The following is a 15,205-nucleotide window of genomic DNA, read 5'->3' as shown; positions in this document are numbered from 1 at the left end:
ACCTGCGCCGCTTCCGGGAACAGCCCGAGCGTGACGCAACGCATCGACGACTACGCCATGATCGGCGATCTCCAGACCGCCGCGCTCGTCGGCCGCGACGGATCGGTCGACTGGCTGTGTCTGCCCCGGTTCGACTCGGCCGCCTGCTTCTCCGCCATCCTCGGCGACGAGGAGAACGGGCACTGGCGGATCGCCCCCAAGGGCGCCACGACCTGCACCTCCCGCCGCTACGCCGAGGACTCCCTCGTCCTGGAGACGTACTGGGAGACCCGCACCGGCACCGTCAAGGTCGTCGACTTCATGCCGCAGCGGGACGCGTACCCCGACGTGATGCGGATCGTCGAGGGGATCAGCGGCAGCGTCGAGATGAGCGCCGTCCTGCGGCTGCGCTTCGACTACGGCTCGATCGTGCCCTGGATGCGCAGGTCGGACGGGCACCGGGTGGCGGTCGCCGGGCCCGACGCGGTCTGGCTGCGCAGCGAGCCGCACGTGAAGACCTGGGGCCAGCAGTTCTCCACCTGCTCCGCCTTCACCGTCGCCGCCGGCGAGAAGGTGGCCTTCGTGCTGACCTGGCACCCCTCGCACGAGCCGCGCCCCGATCTGATCGACCCCTTCGAGGCCCTGGAGCAGTCGCTCGCGGACTGGCGGGAGTGGACGGCCCGCTGCACCTACCGGGGGCCCCACCGGGAGGCGGTGCTGCGCTCCCTGATCACCCTGAAGGCGCTCACGTACGCCCCCACCGGCGGGATCGTCGCCGCCCCCACCACCTCCCTGCCGGAGGAGGTCGGCGGCGTGCGGAACTGGGACTACCGCTCCTGCTGGCTGCGCGACTCCTCCCTGACCCTCGGCGCGCTGCTCGCCGCCGGGTACCTGGAGGAGGCCGCCGCCTGGCGGGACTGGCTGCTGCGCTCGGTCGCGGGCGACCCGGCCGACCTCCAGATCATGTACGGCCCGGCCGGGGAGCGGCGGCTGCCCGAGACGACCCTGCCGTGGCTGCGGGGGTACGCCGACTCGACGCCGGTGCGGACCGGGAACGCGGCCGTGGACCAGTTCCAGCTCGACGTGTACGGCGAGGTCATGGACTCGCTGAACCGGGCGCGGGAGGCCGGGATCCCGGCGGAGCGGCACGCCTGGAACCTCCAGCTGAGCCTGCTGGGGTTCCTGGAGGCGGTCTGGCGGGAGCCCGACGAGGGGCTGTGGGAGGTGCGCGGGCCGCGCCGGCACTTCACCCACTCGAAGGTGATGGCCTGGGTGGCCGCCGACCGGGCCGTGCGGACCCTGGAGGCCGATCCGTCGCTGCCGGGGGACGCGGCCCGGTGGCGGACCATGCGGGACGAGATCCACGCCCAGGTGTGCGACAGGGCGTACGACCCCGTGCGGAACACCTTCACGCAGTCGTACGGCTCGCAGGAGCTGGACGCCGCCACCCTGCTCATCCCGCAGGTGGGCTTCCTGCCGCCGGACGACCCCCGGGTGGTGGGCACGGTGGACGCGGTCATGGCGGAGCTGATGCACGACGGCTACGTGCGCCGCTACAGCGCCGAGTCGACGGCGCTCGACGGTCTGCCGGGGCAGGAGGGCACCTTCCTGGTCTGCTCGTTCTGGCTGGCGGACGCCCTGCGGATGACGGGGCGGTCCGAGGAGGCGCGGGTGCTCTTCGAGCGGCTGGTCGCGCTCGGCAACGACGTGGGGCTGCTCGCGGAGGAGTACGACCCGGCGACCGGCCGCCAGTTGGGCAACTTCCCGCAGGCCTTCAGCCACATCGGCCTGGTGGGCACGGCGCTCGCGCTGGCAGCGGAGGAGCGGGACCCGGCAGGATAGGGCCATGGATCTCGGACTGAAGGACCGTGTGTACGTGGTGACCGGCGCGACGCGGGGGCTCGGCCGGGCCTCGGCGGAGGCGCTGCTCGCGGAGGGCGCCAAGGTGCTGGTGACCGGGCGCGAGGAGAAGGCGGTCGCCGAGGCCGTGGAGGCGCTGGGGCCGGGCGCGGCCGGGATCGCGGCCGACAACGCCGACCCGGGGACCCCGGCCCGGCTGATCGCGGAGGCGCGGTCCCGGTTCGGCGGCTTCGACGGCGTCCTGATCAGCGTCGGCGGCCCGGCGCCCGGCTTCGCCGCGGACAACACCGACGAGCAGTGGTCCGCCGCCTTCGACACCGTCTTCCTGGGGGCGGTGCGGCTGGCCCGCGCGGCGGCCGGGACGCTGGGCGAGGGCGGGGTGATCGGTTTCGTCCTGTCCGGCTCGGTCCACGAGCCGATCCTGGGCCTGGCGATCTCCAACGGGCTGCGCCCGGGGCTCGCCGGGTTCGCCAAGTCCCTGGCCAACGACCTGGGGCCGCGCGGGGTGCGGGTGGTCGGACTCCTGCCGAGCCGGATCGACACGGACCGGGTGCGTTCCCTGGACGCGCTCTCCGGGGACGCGGACGCGGCCCGCGCGGCGAACGAGGCGGCGATCCCGCTGCGCCGGTACGGCACGCCGGAGGAGTTCGGGCGGACGGCGGCCTTCCTGCTGTCGCCGGCCGCCTCGTACCTGACCGGTCTGATGCTGCCGGTGGACGGCGGGGCCCGCAGCGGCTTCTGACCCCGCCCGTCGGGCGTCCCGTCAGGCGACCCGGCGGGCGCGGTGCTTCGCCGCGCGCAGGCGGGCCTCGGTGGGCAGCGCGGACAGGCCGGTCGAGGCGCGGGCGTTGGCGAGCGCCTGGGAGCCGAGGGTGGCGAGGGCGTCGGCCGGGGCCGCGTACGGTTCGAGGCGGAGCTTCACGCGGGCGCGGGGTGCGGTGCGGCGGCCGGTGAGGGAGACCCGGGCCCGCTCCACGCCGTCCTGGGAGGCGGCGTCGGCCTCCAGGACGCCCTCCAGGGCCCGGCCGCGCAGGACGGCCTCGTCGCCGTCGCCGCTGTCGACGGCGACCTCGGCGAGCCGGGCCCGCCGGAACTGGGCGATCAGCCACCACAGGGCGAGCAGGACGAGCAGCCCGAGGACGGCGATGACCACCGGCCACCACCAGCCCTCGTCCCGCCAGCGCTGTCGGTCGGCGGTGGTGAGCAGGACGTCGGAGGGGCCCGACCAGGGCCACCAGGACGGTACGGAGAGGCCGGCCGCGGCGGCGAGGACGGAGCCGCCGAGGGCGACGAGGACCAGCCCGGCCAGGCCGAGCAGGACGCGGTTGACGCGGCGCAGGACGACGGTCACCTGCGGGCTCCTTCCGGGGGTGCCGGGGTCTTCGTGCGGGGTGTCTCCTCGCGTGGTGCCTCCGTACGGAGCGTCTTCACGCGGGGTGCGGTCTTCTCGGAGGACGTCATCGGGCCGCTCATCCCTTCCGGGGCGGCCGGGCCACCCGCACCTTCGGCGCGGGCGGGCGGGCGAGGCCGAGTTCGTCGACGCCGGTGGCGATCGCGTGCTCCAGGTCGGCGCGGACCTCGTCGAGGTCCCGGAAGTGCGAGACGGCCCGGACGGTCGCCCTGGAGCGGCGGACGCGCACCTTCGCGGACTGCACGCCGGAGACCTCCATGGCGCGGTCCCGCAGGATGAGCGACGCGGCCCCGCGGTCGAGTCCGGCCCGTACGTCGGGGTGGTCCCGGCGCATGGGCAGGACGGAGCGCAGTCCGGGGGTGAGGGCCAGGAACAGGAGCCAGAGGCCGAGGGCCGCCGCGAGGGACGCGCCGGCCAGGACCCAGGTGGAGTCGAGCGGCCGGGTCGCGAGGCCGTCGGCCGCCTCCTTGCGCCAGGCCATGGCGGAGTGGTCGGCCCGTACGGCCGCCACGTCGTAGAGGAGCAGCCCGGCGCCGCCGAGGACGACGGCGGCGAGCAGGGCGGCGGGAACGCGGCGCACCGCCCAGAAGCGGCGGGCGGGGGCCGCGGGGGCGGTGGCGGGCTTCTTCTCGTCCTCGTCCCGGACGGGAGAGGGGTCCGGTGCGGGGGTGGTGGTCATGAGAGGCGGCCCCTCGGCGTGTCGTCGCGGGTGTGGGCGGAGTGGAGGCGTTCCACGTCGACGGTCACCTCGTGGACCTCCAGGCCCACGAGGTGTTCCACCCGGCTGCGGACCCGGCTGCGGACGGCGCCGCACTGGCGGCCGACGTCGGAGGGGTAGTCGAGTTCGAGGGTCACCGCGACGCGGGCGGCGTCCCGGTGGACGACGACCGAGGCGTGGGGTTTCGAGCCCCCCTTCGGGACGCGGTCGAGCGCTTCCCGGGCCGCCTGGGCGGCGATCTTCGCGACGACCCGGTCGGCGATGTCGGTCGCTCCCCGGTCGCGTACCGGATCGCGGGCCGCGTCCGCCGCCGGGGCTGCTGCAAGGTCCGTCGCCACCCCGCGTCACCGCCGCCGGTCGCCGCGCTCGCGTCCCCGGAACAGGTCGCCGGGTTCGAGGTCCCCGTCGGCGAAGCGGCCGACCACGAAGCCGACCGCCCCGAGGGCCGCGACCAGTACGAACGCTCCGAAACCGCCGAAGTATCCGGCGAAGCCGAGAGCCATGCCGGCCAACAGGCCGACCACCGCCATGCTCATTCCGAGTCCCTTTCCTGGCCCTGTCCGCCGGTTGTCCGGTGCGTGCGGGGATCGACGGGTTGTGTACGGGCTGCTTACTGGAGGCGGCGCTGGTCGTCGTCGCCCTCGTCGTCGTCCTCGTCGTCGGGCAGCTTGACGTCGCTGACCGCGATGTTGACCTCGACGACCTCCAGGCCGGTCATCCGCTCCACGGCGTTGACGACGTTCTCCCGGACGTTGCCCGCGACGTCGGAGATGGCGTATCCGTACTCGACGACGATCTCCAGGTCGAGCGCGGTCTGCACCTCGCCGACCTCGGCCTTGACCCCTCGGGTGACGTTCGACTTGCTGCTGCCCCCGGGGACCCGGTCGCGCACGGCGCCGAAGGTGCGGGAGAGGCCGCTGCCCATGTCGTGGACGCCGTCGACGTCACGCGCGGCGAGGCCGGCGATCTTCTCGACCACGCCGTCGGCGATGGTCGTCTTGCCGCGGGTGGCGGCGGGACCGCCGCCGCGCTTGGTCACGGAGGCGCGGCGCGACTCGTCCGGGCCGGAGTCTCCGGTGTGGGTGGTGTCCGTCATCAGGTTTCGCCCCTTCTGGGATATTTCGGGGTTCCTCGCTCACATTAAGGGCGTTTCCCCCTTTCCGCTCCGCCGATGCGGCAGTCTGGGGGAATGACGACGGCTGAGGGTTGGACGGCGGCGGTCCGGGACCGCCTGGCCCCGGGCAGGCTGCTGCCCCTGGGTGTGGCGGAGGACGGCGCCTGGATCACGGAGCGGGCGGTGCGGCAGGTCCTCGACGGGGCCGCCGCGGCGGTACGGGGGGTGGTGCCGGGCGGGCTCCGGGTCGGGCCCGATCCGGACGGGGAGCCGGGCCCGGAGCCGCTGCCGGTGCCGCCGGGCGCTCTGCCGCCGGGGCCGCTGCGGATCACGGCGGAGTTCGGGGCGGTGGCGGGCCGGCCGCTGCCGGAGGTGTCCGAGGAGCTGCGGACGGCCCTGCTCGGGGCGGCGGACGGCATCGGGCTGCGGGTGGCGGCCGTGGACCTGCGGGTGACGGAGCTGCTCGACGCGGCGCCGGCGGAGGGGCCGGCCGCTCCCCCGCCGGGGCGCCCCTCCCCGGCGACGGACGATCCGGTGGCCCTGGCGGTGCTGCGGGTCGAGGGGGTGGCGGGGGTGACGGACGCGCTGGGGCCGCCGGTGCGCCGGAGCGGGGAGGTGCTGCGGGTCGAGCTGGCCGTGACGGCGGGCCGCCGCCCGCTGGACGTGGCCCGCGCCGCCCGGAGCGCCGCGACCGCGGCCGCCGTCGGGGCGACCGCGGTCACGGTACTGGTGTCGGAACTGCGCTGAGAAGGCGCCGGGGCCCGCCCGGATCAGTCGCCGAGGCCCGCGAGGTCGCGCAGGCGGCGGCCCTGGGCGGCGCGCTCGGCGACGCGCTGCTCCTCGTAGGAGCGGCCGGAGACGCCCTGGAGGAGCGCCTTGGTCTCGTTGACCGCGTCGCGGGGTGCCGCGAGCAGGGCGGCGGTGAGGTCCCGTACGGCCGCGTCGAGCTGGTCGGCGGGCACGGCGAGGTTGGCGAGGCCGATGCGCTCGGCCTCGTCGGCGTGCACGAAGCGCCCGGTGGCGCAGATCTCCAGGGCGCGGGCGTAGCCCACGAGGGAGACGAGGGGGTGCGTGCCGGTGAGGTCGGGGACGAGGCCCAGGCTGGTCTCGCGCATGGCGAACTGCACGTCCTCGGCGACGACCCTCAGGTCGCAGGCGAGGGCGAGCTGGAAGCCCGCGCCGATGGCGTGCCCCTGGACGGCCGCGATCGACACGAGGTCGCCGCGGCGCCACCAGGTGAACGCCTCCTGGTACTCGGCGATGACGGCGTCGAGGTCCTCGTCGGACCCGCGCGCCATGTCGAGGAAGGACGGCTCGCCGTCGAAGCCCTCGGGCGTGAACGCCTGCCGGTCGAGCCCGGCGGAGAAGGACTTGCCCTCGCCGCGCAGGACCACGACCCGCACGCTGCCCGGCAACGACCGCCCGGCTTCCGTCAACGCCCGCCACAGAGCGGGAGACTGGGCGTTGCGCTTCGCCGGATTGGTCAAGGTCACCGTGGCGACGGCGTCCTCGACGGCAAGCCGTACACCGTCCTTGTCGAATACGAGCTCAGAGTCGTCGAGCGTGGTCATGGGGCGCCTCCGGTTCCGGTGCAGCACTGCGTCCGATGCTAAGTGACTGCACAGTAACCACCCGGCCGGCCGCGGGGCCGACCGGGTCGGCCACCGGGAGACCCGGTGGCCCGGTCGGGCCGCCCCTCGTCAGGCCGAGGCCGCCTTCTTGCCCCGTGTCGCTCCGCCGCGTCCGCGCAGCGTGACTCCGGACTCACTGAGCATCCGGTGGACGAATCCGTAGGAGCGGCCGGTTTCCTCGGCCAGCGCCCGGATGCTCGCACCGGAGTCGTACTTCTTCTTCAGGTCTGCCGCGAGCTTGTCGCGCGCGGCGCCGGTCACCCGGCTGCCCTTCTTCAGAGTCTCGGCCACCCGTGCCTCCTCATGGGAAGTGCGCTCTGGACTTCTCATGATCACCCCTCCTGTCCGTCCTGGCCACCCATTCGACAAGGTCCGTGCCGCTTCGTTGGTGGACGCGTACCCCGTCGCCACGACCGGAACCCTGAATTCCGATCACGGGGAAAGGCGCCGCCGCACCGGCCGGGGCGGGAAGTACCAGGTCAGCGGCGCGCCGGGGAGACGCGTGCGGCGCGGGCCTGCCGGAAGGATTCAGCAGAGCACCGCGCCGACGGGTACGAGACGTCCTCACTCAGATGAAGGATCACCGATGAGCCGAATGATCCAGCCCCGAATGATCGTTTCGGGCCCGGGAAGGGTCCGGAGGGGGTCCGGGAAAGGTCCGGAAGGGGCCCGGGGACGGTCCGCGGGGGCCTTTCCGGGGCCCCGCGAGGGCTTCCCGAGGCCCCGGCGGGGGTCAGGCCAGGGCCACCAGGTCCGCGTAGTCCGCGCCCCACAGGTCCTCGACGCCGTCCGGGAGCAGGATGATCCGCTCCGGGTCGAGCGCCTCCACGGCCCCCTCGTCGTGGGTGACGAGGACGACGGCGCCCTTGTACGTGCGCAGCGCGCCGAGGATCTCCTCGCGGCTGGCCGGGTCCAGGTTGTTGGTGGGCTCGTCGAGGAGGAGCACGTTCGCCGAGGAGACGACCAGGGTCGCCAGGGCGAGCCGGGTCTTCTCGCCGCCGGAGAGCACCCCGGCCGGCTTGTCGACGTCGTCGCCGGAGAACAGGAACGAGCCCAGCGTCTTACGCACCTCGACCAGGTCGAGGTCGGGCGCGGCCGAGCGCATGTTCTCCAGGACGGTGCGGTCCGGGTCGAGCGTCTCGTGCTCCTGGGCGTAGTAGCCGAGCTTGAGGCCGTGGCCCGGGGTGACCTCGCCGGTGTCGGGCTTCTCGACCCCGCCGAGCAGACGCAGCAGGGTCGTCTTGCCGGCGCCGTTGAGGCCGAGGATGACGACGCGCGAGCCCTTGTCGATCGCGAGGCTGACGTCGGTGAAGATCTCCAGGGAGCCGTACGACTTGGACAGGCCCTCGGCCGTCAGCGGGGTCTTGCCGCAGGGCGCGGGCTCCGGGAAGCGCAGCTTGGCGACCTTGTCGGAGGCGCGCACCGCCTCCAGGCCGGAGAGCAGGCGCTCGGCGCGCTTGGCCATGTTCTGCGCGGCGACGGTCTTGGTGGCCTTGGCGCGCATCTTGTCGGCCTGCGAGTTGAGCGCGGCGGCCTTCTTCTCGGCGTTCTGGCGCTCGCGCCTGCGGCGCTTCTCGTCGGCCTCGCGCTGCTGCTGGTAGAGCTTCCAGCCCATGTTGTAGACGTCGATCACGGAGCGGTTGGCGTCCAGGTAGAAGACCTTGTTGACCACGGTCTCGACCAGGTCCACGTCGTGGGAGATGACGATGAAGCCGCCGCGGTAGGTCTTCAGGTAGTCGCGCAGCCAGACGATCGAGTCGGCGTCGAGGTGGTTCGTGGGCTCGTCGAGGAGGAGCGTGTCGGCGTCCGAGAAGAGGATCCGGGCGAGTTCGACGCGGCGGCGCTGACCGCCGGAGAGGGTGTGCAGCGGCTGGCCCATGACCCGGTCGGGCAGACCGAGGGCGGCGGCGATGGTGGAGGCCTCGGCCTCGGCCGCGTAACCGCCCTTGGTGAGGAACTCGGTCTCCTGGCGCTCGTACTGGCGCAGGGCCTTGTCGCGGGTGGCGCCGCTGCCGGTGGCGATCCGCTCCTCGTTCGCCCGCATCTTCTTGAGGAGGGTGTCGAGGCCGCGGGCGGAGAGGATGCGGTCGCGGGCCAGGACGTCGAGGTCGCCGGTGCGGGGGTCCTGCGGGAGGTAGCCGACCTCGCCGGAGCGGGTGATGGTGCCGCCGGCCGGCTGGCCCTCGCCGGCGAGGCACTTGGTGAGGGTGGTCTTGCCCGCTCCGTTGCGGCCGACCAGGCCGATGCGGTCGCCCTTGGCGACGCGGAAGGAAGCGGACTCGATGAGGACGCGGGCGCCGGCGCGCAGCTCGATGCCGGAAGCGGTGATCACGGACAGACTCCAGGGCGGTGGGGAAACGGCGGAAGGACGGGGTGGAGGGCTTCGACGCCGCTAATGCACGGGGAGAATGGCCATACGGCCAGTCTAACGGGCCCCTGCAACTGGTTTTCGGCCATATGGGGCGCGGGTCCCCTTCGTCCGGGCCTCCCCCGCCCGCCGCTCCCGGCGGACCGCCTCCGTCCGGGCCTCCCCCGCCCGCCGCTCCCACCGGCGCTTCGCAAAAGAAGCGCCGGGTACACGGGCGTCCGATACTCGGCGCAGGGCGGCGGTCACTGCCCGGCGGACAGCGGAGGGTGGTGGACCGTGCAGTTCGACGACAACGCCGATCTGGACACCTCGGAGGTCGATGACTCCCGGGGAGGCCGGATCCCGGGCGGCGGGGCGACCATCGGCGGCGGGATCATCGGTTTCGTCGCTCTGGTCCTGGGGCTGTTCTTCGGGGTGGGCCCCGAGCAGCTGGGGCTCTCGGACGGCGGTGACCAGCCGGCCGCGACCTCGTCGTCGGCCACCCGGGTGGACCAGGTCTGCAAGAAGGGCTCGGACGCCAACACGCGCGACGACTGCCGGATCGTGGCCGTCGTCAACAGCGTGCAGGACTACTGGCGGAGCGAGTACGCGCGCCGGGGCGGGACCTACAGCACCGCCCCCACCGAACTCTTCGCCCAGCGGGTCGGGACCGCGTGCGGCACGGCGACCTCGGCGGTGGGACCGTTCTACTGCCCCGGCGACCGGCGGGTCTATCTGGATCTGGGGTTCTTCGAGGAGCTGCGCACCAAGTTCGGGGCGAGCGGCGGGCCCTTCGCCCAGGCGTACGTGGTGGCGCACGAGTACGGCCACCACGTCCAGAACCTGATGGGGACCCTGGGCCGCGCCCAGGACGGGCGGACCGGCGCGGACTCCAACGCGGTGCGGGTCGAGCTCCAGGCCGACTGCTACGCGGGCGTGTGGGCGCGGCACGCGACGACCACGCCCGACGAGAAGACCGGCCGGCTGCTGCTGACGAAGCTCACCGACCAGGACATCCGGGACGGCATGGACGCGGCGGCCGCGGTGGGCGACGACCGGATCCAGGAGAGGTTCCAGGGCCGGGTGACGCCGGAGAGCTGGACCCACGGCTCGGCGGCGCAGCGGCAGCAGTGGTTCTACCGGGGGTATGAGACGGGCGACATGGCCCGGTGCGACACCTTCCGCTGAGGCTCCCGCGGCGTTGTCAGTGGCGACTGCGAGACTGAGACCTGGATCACATGCCGCCGATTTCGAGAGGACGTGGTCGGGATGACCGGGGCGCCCCACATCTGTCCGACGCTGGTGTACGAGGACGCGAAGGCGGCGATCGAGCTCCTCACGCAGGGCTTCGGCTTCACCGCGAACGGTGTGTACGAGGGCGAGGACGGGCGCGTCGTGCACGCCGAGCTGTCCTTGGGGAACGGGGTCGTGATGCTGGGCAGCAGGGGCACCGGGAGCGCCTTCGACAAGGCGATGGCCGGTGCCGGTCCCGCGGGCGTCTTCGTGCACGTGGACGACGTGGACGAGCACCACGCGCGCGCGGTCGCCCACGGGGTGGAGGTCCTGACGCCGCCCGCGGACCAGGAGTACGGCGCCCGGGACTACATGGCCCGGGACGCCGAGGGCAACGTCTGGAGCTTCGGGACGTACGTCCCCGGCGCCGCGGAGTAGCCAGGCGCCGGGGCCCCCTCCGGCGGCCCGGTCCCTCCGGCGCCGTGCGTCACGCTCCCCCGGTGTGGACCTGGAAGGCGGCCCTGCGGACCGCCTTGGCCAGGGCCGGGTCCGGGTGGGCCGCGGCGAGGGCGACCAGGACCTGGACGGTACGGGGGTGGCCGACGGCCCGGACCTCGTCGAGCAGCGCGGGGACGGTGCCCTGCACGGCGGAGTCCAGGTGGCGGACGAGCAGCGCGCTCTCGCCGTGGTCGGCGACGGCCGCGGCGGTGTCCACCCAGAGCCAGGTGGCCTCCTCCCGGGTCAGCACCTCCTGGGCGTCGTCGGGGTCGGCGCCCTCGTACTCGGCGAGCCAGAGCAGCGCGTACGGGCGCAGCGGGGGTTCGGCGACGGTGGCCCGGACCTCGGCCTCGGCGGGGGCGCCGACGACCCGCAGCGCCTCGAAGGCGAGGCCGCGCAGCAGGGCGTCCTCGCCCCGGGCGACGGCGAGGAGTTCGGCCACCGCGCTGGAGAGGGTGCGGGCCGCGAGCCAGGCGCGGTACTCGTCGCGGGCCGGGCCGGGGGTGAGCCGGGCGCAGCCGCGGAGCATGTCCTCGGCGGACTGCTCGATGTTGCCCGCGGGGCTCTGCGCGGCGACGCAGATCTGCTCCAGCTTGACCCACACGGCCCAGTTGCCGAGCGGGGTCAGGGTGGCGTGGCGCTCGCCGGTGCCGGGGTCCAGGGTGAGCGCGCCGACGGCGGCCAGTCCCTCCAGGGCCCAGTCGAGGAGGGCGGGGAGCCCGGCGGTGCCTCCCCCGGCGGGGGCCTCGGGGACCGCCGGCACCTCGGGGGCCTGTTCGGGCGCGGGGACCTCGCAGCGCTCACCGCGGAGTTCCTCGACCCGCTGGCCGAGGAGGTCGAGGAGGGCGGGGACGGGGACCGGGCCCTGGGAGAGCTGGAGGAGCGAGAGGACCTGCGGGACGGCCTCGACGACCTCGGCGACGGCGCCCGGGGCGACCCCCTCGGGGGCCGGGTGCACCAGGGACCAGGCGTCGAAGAGGGCGACCCAGCCGCGCAGCACGGCGGAGTCGTCGCGGTCCCAGGCGTGCAGCCGCCAGCCGGGGCGGGCGGTGTCGCCGTGGAGTTCGACGAGTCCGGCGAGCCGGGCGCGGTCCCAGCCGGCCCGGACCTGGCCGGGCGTCAGGTCGAGCGCGGCGGCGGCCCGTTCCTGCGGGGGGACGGCGCCGGGGCCGGTGCGGGGGGCCGTGCGGGCCCCGCCCTCGACGGCGGCCCAGCGGGCGATCCGTACGGCGTCGGCGAGGACGTGGCGGGCCTGGCGGGCGAGTTCCGCGCGGGGCGGAGTGCCCTCGGGCGGCCGCGGCGCCGGCCGGGTGCGCCGGGTCGTCACGGCCCGTCGGGCGGTGGCCAGCGACCGTGGGCGGACGAGTCGGAGTCTGGAGTTGCGCGCCAATGGTTCATCGGGCTTTCGAGACGTCACGGGGGCAGTCTTCCCGCTGACGGCCCGAAAGCCCAATCGGAACCGGCCGCGCCGTCGGAACGGGGCGCGCGGAGACCCGGCGGAGACGGTACGGAGGCCTCGCGGAGACTTCGGGAAGATCGCGCGGAGTCCTCCGGCCCGGCGCTCCCGGCCGGTGCGGGGGAGGCCTCGGGCCGGTGCCGGACGGCCCCCGGAGCAGTGCCGGGGGACTCAGAGCAGCGGGACGAGGAAGCGCCGCAGGGACTCCTCGTAGTGGACCGGGTCCGGGTTCCACATCGCCGCGTGCGGGGCGTCCCGGACGGTCCTCAGGCTGATCAGGTCGGGGCGGCGGGCGGCGAGTTCGACGGAGGGCTCCCAGGGGGCGATCGCGTCCTCGGGGCCGTGGAAGAGGAGGGCCGGGGCACGCAGGGCGCCGGGGGCCGAGGCGAGCCGGAGCAGGTCGCCGTGCGGGCCGGTCCTGCCCCGGGCGGCGCGGACGGCGAGCGGGACCAGGAAGCCGGGGACGTGCCGGGCCGACGCGAGGCTGCGGAGGGTGACCTCCCAGTCCAGGACCGGGGAGTCGAGGACGAGGCCGCCGATCCGGTCGCGGACCCCCGATGCGGCGGCGGCGCGCAGGGCCATCGACGCCCCGGGCCCCCAGCCGTGCAGGACGACCTTGCGGGCGCCCCGGCGGACGGCGTAGCGGAGGGCGGCGTCGACGTCCCGCCACTCGGAGTCGCCGAGGTGGGCGAGGCCGTCCGGGGAGGGGGGCGCGCCCTCGTCGCCCCGGTAGGCGGGGACGAGGACCGGGATGCGGTGCCGGTGGTAGAAGGGGACGACGTTGAGCGGGTGCTCGCGGGTGGTGCCGAGGCCGTGCAGGGCGATCACCCAGGTGGTGCGCGGGGCGGGCACGAGCCAGGCGGGCAGCGGGCCGAGCTCGCCGGGGATCTCCACGTCCTCGTGGTCGAGCCCGAGGGCGCTCGTGGGCGTGCCCCGGTGGAGCGCGGGGGTGAGCCGGACGCGGGCGCCGGGCCCGGGGGCGCCGAGCTCGATCCGCTCCAGGCGCCGGACGACGGTGTCGGCGGTGTGCGGGGCCCGGTCGAGGACGGGGCCGAGGACGGCGTGCAGGCCGTGGCCCTCCATGCCGTACGTGCCGGGGCGCAGCGAGGCGAGGCTGCGGGTGAGGGTGATCCGGTCGGGACCCGTGGCGTGCACGGTCAGTCTCGGATCGCCGGGCAGGGGGCGTACGGACGACGCCTTGAGGGCGAGGTCGCTGGCGTACCGGCCGGCCGCGACCGCGGCCGCGCCGGCACCGAGCAGGGTGGTGACGGCCGCTGCCGTCGCTGTAGCCGGGCGCACACCCCCAGTGTCGGCAGGACGGGACCGGGGTGCCACCGGAAGGTCCGGAGGGGCGCGTTCCGGTGGCCGGGGGCCTCCCCGGGAGAGTGACGCGGGTCTCCTCGGCGGGGTCCCCCGGTCGGGTGGTCCGGTCCGGGGAGCGGAACGGGGCGGTGCGGGCGGAACCGGGACGGACCGCCGAGGCCTTGCGCGGGCCCGGATTACCCGGGGTTGCAGGGCGACCGCATCGTGGACACCCCTTCCCGGGGACCCTTCTGGGGCGCCAAGCGGAATCTCTTGACACCGGTTAGGGACACCACGCCGCCCGCCCCAGTTCATCTTCCGTTCACCCAGGTTGCTTACGTTCGACCAGCCACTGACGTCAAACGATTGCCTGGGTAAATGGAACACATCACGCTGCTGCTCGCCATTGTGGTCGTGACAGCTCTCGTGTTCGATTTCACGAACGGTTTCCACGACACCGCCAACGCGATGGCCACGACCATCTCGACCGGTGCGCTCAAGCCCAAGACGGCGGTGGCCATGTCCGCCGTGCTCAACCTCATCGGCGCGTTCCTGTCCGTGGAGGTCGCCAAGACGATCTCCGGCGGGATCATCAACGAAGAGGGCATCCGCACAGAGGTGATCTTCGCCGCGCTGGTCGGCGCCATCCTGTGGAACCTGCTGACGTGGCTGCTCGGACTCCCGTCCAGCTCCTCGCACGCGCTCTTCGGCGGCCTGATCGGCGCCGCGGTCATGTCGGCCGGCTGGGCGGCCGTGAACGGCTCCACCATCGTCACCAAGGTCCTCATCCCGGCCGTCGCCGCGCCGCTCGTCGCGGGCCTCGCCGCCATGTTCGCGGCCAAGCTGACGTACCGGATCAACGCGAACCCCGAGGCGAAGGCCACGGCCAAGGGCTACCGGGCCGGCCAGATCGCCTCCGCCGGTCTCGTCTCCCTCGCCCACGGCACCAACGACGCCCAGAAGACGATGGGCATCATCACCCTCGCCCTGGTCACCCAGGGCGTCGTCGCCCCCGGCTCGAACCCGCCCCTGTGGGTCGTCGTCTCGGCCGGCGTCGCCATCGCGCTCGGCACCTACCTGGGCGGCTGGCGCATCATCCGCACCATGGGCAAGGGCCTCACCGACCTCCAGCCGCAGCAGGGCTTCGCCGCCCAGACCAGCGCCGCGACGGTCATCCTGGCCTCCTCGCACCTCGGCTTCTCCCTCTCCACCACCCAGTCCTGCTCGGGTGCCGTGATGGGCGCCGGCCTCGGCCGCAAGGGCGGCGTCGTCCGCTGGTCGACCGCGACCCGGATGTTCGTCGCCTGGGGCCTGACCCTGCCCGCCGCGGGCCTGGTCGGCGCCGGCGCCGAGTTCCTCACCAAGCAGGGCCCCTGGGGCATCGCCGCCGTCGCGGTCCTGCTCGTGGCCGGCTCGGCCGTCATCTGGTCGCTCTCCCGCCGCAAGCCGGTCGACCACCACAACGTCACGGCCGACGACCTCGACGCCGCCGACGCCGAGCCCGCGGGCGTGGTGACCACCGCCATCGCCGCCGTCACCCCGCCGCCGGCCGGCTCCGTGGCCGCCGTCACCGACGAGGACCTCAAGGCGACCATCCTCACCCCGGCCCCCACCGACCCGACCGCTCCCCCGGCCCCGGCCGCGAAGGTCTAAGGA

General features: G+C 74.5%; 16 protein-coding genes. 6 read left to right on the top strand and 10 right to left on the bottom strand.

What is annotated here, in order from left to right; all coding sequences use genetic code 11:
- The first annotated feature begins 30 nt into the window (after window positions 1-30).
- On the top strand, window positions 31-1,821 hold the full coding sequence (locus OO47_RS19180; protein WP_030204967.1) for a glycoside hydrolase family 15 protein: 1,791 nt from the start codon (window positions 31-33) through the stop codon (window positions 1,819-1,821).
- Window positions 1,822-1,825: 4 nt separating this feature from the next.
- Window positions 1,826-2,581 (top strand): SDR family oxidoreductase, encoded by a 756-nt coding sequence (locus OO47_RS19175; protein ID WP_030204969.1) that lies wholly within the window; start codon window positions 1,826-1,828, stop codon window positions 2,579-2,581.
- Window positions 2,582-2,602: 21 nt separating this feature from the next.
- Here OO47_RS19175 and amaP read toward each other — a convergent pair whose 3' ends face one another.
- From amaP to OO47_RS19150, 5 genes are all read right to left on the bottom strand, one after another.
- Window positions 2,603-3,190, bottom strand: coding sequence for an alkaline shock response membrane anchor protein AmaP (gene amaP, locus OO47_RS19170; protein ID WP_030204972.1), 588 nt, complete (start codon window positions 3,188-3,190; stop codon window positions 2,603-2,605).
- A 118-nt stretch (window positions 3,191-3,308) separates the two neighbouring features.
- Window positions 3,309-3,929 carry a DUF6286 domain-containing protein gene (locus OO47_RS19165; RefSeq protein WP_030204975.1) on the bottom strand — a complete coding sequence of 207 codons (621 nt, stop codon included), beginning with the start codon at window positions 3,927-3,929 and terminating at the stop codon, window positions 3,309-3,311.
- The gene (locus tag OO47_RS19160; RefSeq protein WP_030204978.1) at window positions 3,926-4,306 is read right to left on the bottom strand and encodes an Asp23/Gls24 family envelope stress response protein; all 381 of its coding nucleotides are present in this window, start codon (window positions 4,304-4,306) and stop codon (window positions 3,926-3,928) included. Before OO47_RS19160 ends, OO47_RS19165 begins: the two co-directional genes overlap by 4 nt.
- 6 nt (window positions 4,307-4,312) lie before the next feature.
- Window positions 4,313-4,504: a hypothetical protein gene (locus tag OO47_RS19155; protein ID WP_030204980.1), complete on the bottom strand. Its 192-nt coding sequence runs from the start codon at window positions 4,502-4,504 to the stop codon at window positions 4,313-4,315.
- Between the two features lie 74 nt (window positions 4,505-4,578).
- The gene (locus OO47_RS19150; protein WP_030204983.1) at window positions 4,579-5,064 is read right to left on the bottom strand and encodes an Asp23/Gls24 family envelope stress response protein; all 486 of its coding nucleotides are present in this window, start codon (window positions 5,062-5,064) and stop codon (window positions 4,579-4,581) included.
- 93 nt (window positions 5,065-5,157) lie between these two features.
- On the opposite strand from OO47_RS19150, the gene OO47_RS19145 reads away from it, so the two are divergent.
- The gene (locus OO47_RS19145; protein WP_030204985.1) at window positions 5,158-5,829 is read left to right on the top strand and encodes a hypothetical protein; all 672 of its coding nucleotides are present in this window, start codon (window positions 5,158-5,160) and stop codon (window positions 5,827-5,829) included.
- 23 nt (window positions 5,830-5,852) lie between these two features.
- Here the strand turns inward: OO47_RS19145 and OO47_RS19140 are convergent, their stop codons facing one another.
- The 3 genes from OO47_RS19140 to OO47_RS19130 form a co-directional block, all read right to left on the bottom strand.
- On the bottom strand, window positions 5,853-6,653 hold the full coding sequence (locus tag OO47_RS19140) for an enoyl-CoA hydratase/isomerase family protein (RefSeq protein WP_030204988.1): 801 nt from the start codon (window positions 6,651-6,653) through the stop codon (window positions 5,853-5,855).
- Window positions 6,654-6,782: 129 nt separating this feature from the next.
- Window positions 6,783-7,004, bottom strand: coding sequence for a helix-turn-helix domain-containing protein (locus OO47_RS19135; RefSeq protein WP_006123601.1), 222 nt, complete (start codon window positions 7,002-7,004; stop codon window positions 6,783-6,785).
- Window positions 7,005-7,446: 442 nt separating this feature from the next.
- Window positions 7,447-9,045 carry an ABC-F family ATP-binding cassette domain-containing protein gene (locus OO47_RS19130; RefSeq protein WP_030204990.1) on the bottom strand — a complete coding sequence of 533 codons (1,599 nt, stop codon included), beginning with the start codon at window positions 9,043-9,045 and terminating at the stop codon, window positions 7,447-7,449.
- A gap of 312 nt (window positions 9,046-9,357) precedes the next feature.
- Between OO47_RS19130 and ypfJ the strand changes: the two genes are divergently transcribed.
- Window positions 9,358-10,248, top strand: a complete 891-nt coding sequence (gene ypfJ, locus OO47_RS19125) for a KPN_02809 family neutral zinc metallopeptidase (RefSeq protein ID WP_030204992.1) — start codon at window positions 9,358-9,360, stop codon at window positions 10,246-10,248.
- A gap of 81 nt (window positions 10,249-10,329) precedes the next feature.
- Window positions 10,330-10,731: a VOC family protein gene (locus tag OO47_RS19120; protein ID WP_030204993.1), complete on the top strand. Its 402-nt coding sequence runs from the start codon at window positions 10,330-10,332 to the stop codon at window positions 10,729-10,731.
- Window positions 10,732-10,780: 49 nt separating this feature from the next.
- Here the strand turns inward: OO47_RS19120 and OO47_RS19115 are convergent, their stop codons facing one another.
- Entirely contained in the window at window positions 10,781-12,208 is a 1,428-nt protein-coding gene (locus OO47_RS19115; protein WP_078489736.1) for a hypothetical protein, read from the bottom strand.
- Between the two features lie 210 nt (window positions 12,209-12,418).
- On the bottom strand, window positions 12,419-13,546 hold the full coding sequence (locus OO47_RS19110) for an alpha/beta hydrolase (protein WP_030204998.1): 1,128 nt from the start codon (window positions 13,544-13,546) through the stop codon (window positions 12,419-12,421).
- Between the two features lie 381 nt (window positions 13,547-13,927).
- Here OO47_RS19110 and OO47_RS19105 point away from each other — a divergent pair, with 381 nt between their 5' ends.
- Complete coding sequence (locus OO47_RS19105; RefSeq protein WP_030205001.1) at window positions 13,928-15,202, top strand: inorganic phosphate transporter; 1,275 nt, start codon at window positions 13,928-13,930, stop codon at window positions 15,200-15,202.
- Window positions 15,203-15,205 lie beyond the last annotated feature (3 nt).

Origin of the sequence: Streptomyces bikiniensis, assembly GCF_000716625.1 — a bacterium.
Lineage (GTDB): Bacteria > Actinomycetota > Actinomycetes > Streptomycetales > Streptomycetaceae > Streptomyces > Streptomyces bikiniensis.
This window is presented reverse-complemented; position numbering and strand designations above follow the sequence as displayed.

Coding starts and splice junctions, on each gene's coding strand:
- OO47_RS19105 (WP_030205001.1), top strand. CDS start 13,928: ATGGAACACATCACGCTGCTGCTCGCCATTGTGGTCGTGACAGCTCTC.
- OO47_RS19165 (WP_030204975.1), bottom strand. CDS start 3,929: ATGACCACCACCCCCGCACCGGACCCCTCTCCCGTCCGGGACGAGGAC.
- OO47_RS19140 (WP_030204988.1), bottom strand. CDS start 6,653: ATGACCACGCTCGACGACTCTGAGCTCGTATTCGACAAGGACGGTGTA.
- OO47_RS19145 (WP_030204985.1), top strand. CDS start 5,158: ATGACGACGGCTGAGGGTTGGACGGCGGCGGTCCGGGACCGCCTGGCC.
- OO47_RS19155 (WP_030204980.1), bottom strand. CDS start 4,504: ATGAGCATGGCGGTGGTCGGCCTGTTGGCCGGCATGGCTCTCGGCTTC.
- OO47_RS19120 (WP_030204993.1), top strand. CDS start 10,330: ATGACCGGGGCGCCCCACATCTGTCCGACGCTGGTGTACGAGGACGCG.
- OO47_RS19150 (WP_030204983.1), bottom strand. CDS start 5,064: ATGACGGACACCACCCACACCGGAGACTCCGGCCCGGACGAGTCGCGC.
- OO47_RS19175 (WP_030204969.1), top strand. CDS start 1,826: ATGGATCTCGGACTGAAGGACCGTGTGTACGTGGTGACCGGCGCGACG.